Here is a 2259-nt window from a genome sequence, read left to right as displayed (position 1 = left end):
TGGACTTTACGGACTTTCTTTGTTGACATTATTCACCTCGTTAAGCGATTGTACTCACTTAGCAAGGTGTCCAAAAGTGTTGGTACGGATCACTTTGGCATTTTTGTGTTACTGGCCATTTTAATTTCCTTTAGGGACTATCTGGTGATTCTGGCCGCCGCTGCCACCATAGCCGTTCATCATTTGCTTTTTATGTATCTGCAAATGCAAGATACCGGTGTCTACCTGGTTCCTGAACAGAGCTTGTCGTTAGGCATTATTTTGCTGCATGCGGTATTTGTGGTGGTGGAATCAGCAGTATTAATTATTATCTCGAGGCAGAGTTACCGGGAAGCTATTGTTGGCCAGGGGTTATTTGATGCTACTGCAGCATTACTGACCAGCGATGGCAAGGTGGTGCTCACTCATCGTTGCGCCGACCTTAATTCAGAAGTTATAAATAATTTTAATGCGGTGTTAGCAACACTGCAAAAGACCCTGAAAACGATTGAAAAACAGTCGCAAACTCTAAAGACAGAATCAGGGAGTTTGCGTGACGAGGGCGATTCGCTGGCCGTAAGTATGCGCAATGAAATGAATGAAGTAGAGCGTGTAGCAACGGCAACTGAGCAAATGTCGCACAGTATTCAGGAGGTGTTTAATTTATCAAGACAAGTACTGGAATTTTCAAAGGCAGCGGAGCAGGCGGCAGATGAGGGGAAAACATCAGTTAACAGCACCATTATGTCAGTACAGCAGCTTGCAACCCAACTAACAGACACTGGCCGGACCGTAAATGAAGTTGCTAACGCTACAGTTGATATTCGTAAAGTATTAGATGTTATTCAATCTATCGCTGAACAAACCAATTTACTGGCATTAAACGCTGCCATTGAGGCGGCCAGAGCCGGAGAGCAGGGGCGGGGGTTTGCTGTTGTCGCTGATGAAGTTCGCACTCTGGCATCTCGCACCCGGGGTTCGACAGACGAAATTAAAGTGATGATTGAAAGGCTGGTCGACAACAGTGAAAAATCAGTGGTAGTGGTTCAGCGCAGTATTGAGCAGTTAGAGGATACCCGTGGGCACGCTCAGCAAAGTGGTAAATTGTTGCAAACTATTCTGGAGCAGGCCAGACAGGTTGCAGGTTCTTCCGATACCATGGCGAACTCTCTGCAGCAGCAAACCGCATCCAGTAATGAAATTGCGCAAAGTGTGCAACAACTTAACCAAATGACTTCAGAGCAACATGCCCTTGGACAGAAAGTGTTAGAGAGTGCTGATAGTCTGGAGCAGATCACTATTGCACTTAGTGATGAGTCTGCAAAATTCAGACTATAATGGTTGCGTCAAACAGCCCTAAGCGAGCTATGTTGTTTTTAGTATTTGTGGTGTGGTTTGTGCTGGCTAGTGCTGGTTTGTTTTATGTTGGTAATCAGCATTATGGGCATTTTGATCCGTCCGGCAACTGGCCGGCTATTGCGCCCAAAACGTTTTCATCTTCGGCTCTGGGCATTTTGGCCGCCCCTGGCAAGCAGGTGGTGCATGTACAACAAACGCAGTGTAGCTGCAACCGCCTGACTAAGCAGCATATTAGCCAATTTACTGACGAGTATCTGGTACCATCATCTGCCCAGTTCAAGCGGCAATTAAGCCAGGTGGCAGCAGCGGGCTTGCCTTTGCCTGCTGCGCCGGCAGTATTAATTTTTGAAGATGGCCGGTTAATCTATGCCGGCCCCTACGCCACTGGTCCATCGTGTTCGCTGGCAGATAGCCTGATTGCACCAATATTACGCAATGAGATAAAACTACCGGGTGTCTGGCTAAATGGCGAAGTAAAAGCGTGTCGTTGCCTGGCTTGACCAGGTTAGTCAAACATAGCACCTGATGTTATCAATGCGGCCTGCTACAGGCAGCTACAGGTAATGGTAAACACTGGCTGCACCGCCGTGGCTGATCATCATGACAATACCTTGCTCGGGGATGCTTTGCGCCAAGCGCTGAAGTTCGGTAATGGCGATATCGGCATTCATGGCTGGCATGAGTTAAACTCGGCAACAAACAACAGGGCGGCGATAACATCCAACGCCAAGATAAAGCGGTTGCTGCTGATGGCAGTGTGCTGGTCGATGTAGTCGGTTAGTGGCTTAATTGCTGCATTACATCAGATTTCTTACATGTAATGTAAGTAAGCGTCCGGCCATCACATCTTTTATTTGCTGACTGATCACGCATCATAGCTGTCACTGTTATTAACCGTGAGAGTTATGAATGCCCGTATTA

General features: G+C 47.2%; 3 protein-coding genes. 2 read left to right on the top strand and 1 reads right to left on the bottom strand.

Annotation, left to right across the window (positions count from 1 at the left end):
* Positions 1–1317 (top strand): methyl-accepting chemotaxis protein (locus H141_RS0119445; protein ID WP_157611053.1); only part of this gene is annotated, 1317 nt, incomplete at its 5' end.
* 29 nt (positions 1318–1346) lie between these two features.
* Positions 1347–1838, top strand: coding sequence for a DUF6436 domain-containing protein (locus H141_RS0119440; protein ID WP_157611051.1), 492 nt, complete (start codon positions 1347–1349; stop codon positions 1836–1838).
* A gap of 54 nt (positions 1839–1892) precedes the next feature.
* Here H141_RS0119440 and H141_RS22040 read toward each other — a convergent pair whose 3' ends face one another.
* The gene (locus H141_RS22040; RefSeq protein ID WP_276202898.1) at positions 1893–2018 is read right to left on the bottom strand and encodes a hypothetical protein; all 126 of its coding nucleotides are present in this window, start codon (positions 2016–2018) and stop codon (positions 1893–1895) included.
* Positions 2019–2259: the final 241 nt, after the last annotated feature.

Source organism: Arsukibacterium perlucidum DSM 18276, assembly GCF_000382165.1.
Taxonomy (GTDB): Bacteria; Pseudomonadota; Gammaproteobacteria; order Enterobacterales; family Alteromonadaceae; genus Alishewanella; species Alishewanella perlucidum.
Note: the sequence above shows the minus strand (reverse complement) of the source record. Positions and strands in the feature narration are given on the sequence as shown.

What these genes read in the sequence shown, in the direction of transcription:
- H141_RS0119440 (WP_157611051.1), top strand. Translation starts at nt 1,347, where the DNA reads ATGTTGTTTTTAGTATTTGTGGTGTGGTTTGTGCTGGCTAGTGCTGGT.
- H141_RS22040 (WP_276202898.1), bottom strand. Translation starts at nt 2,018, where the DNA reads ATGCCAGCCATGAATGCCGATATCGCCATTACCGAACTTCAGCGCTTG.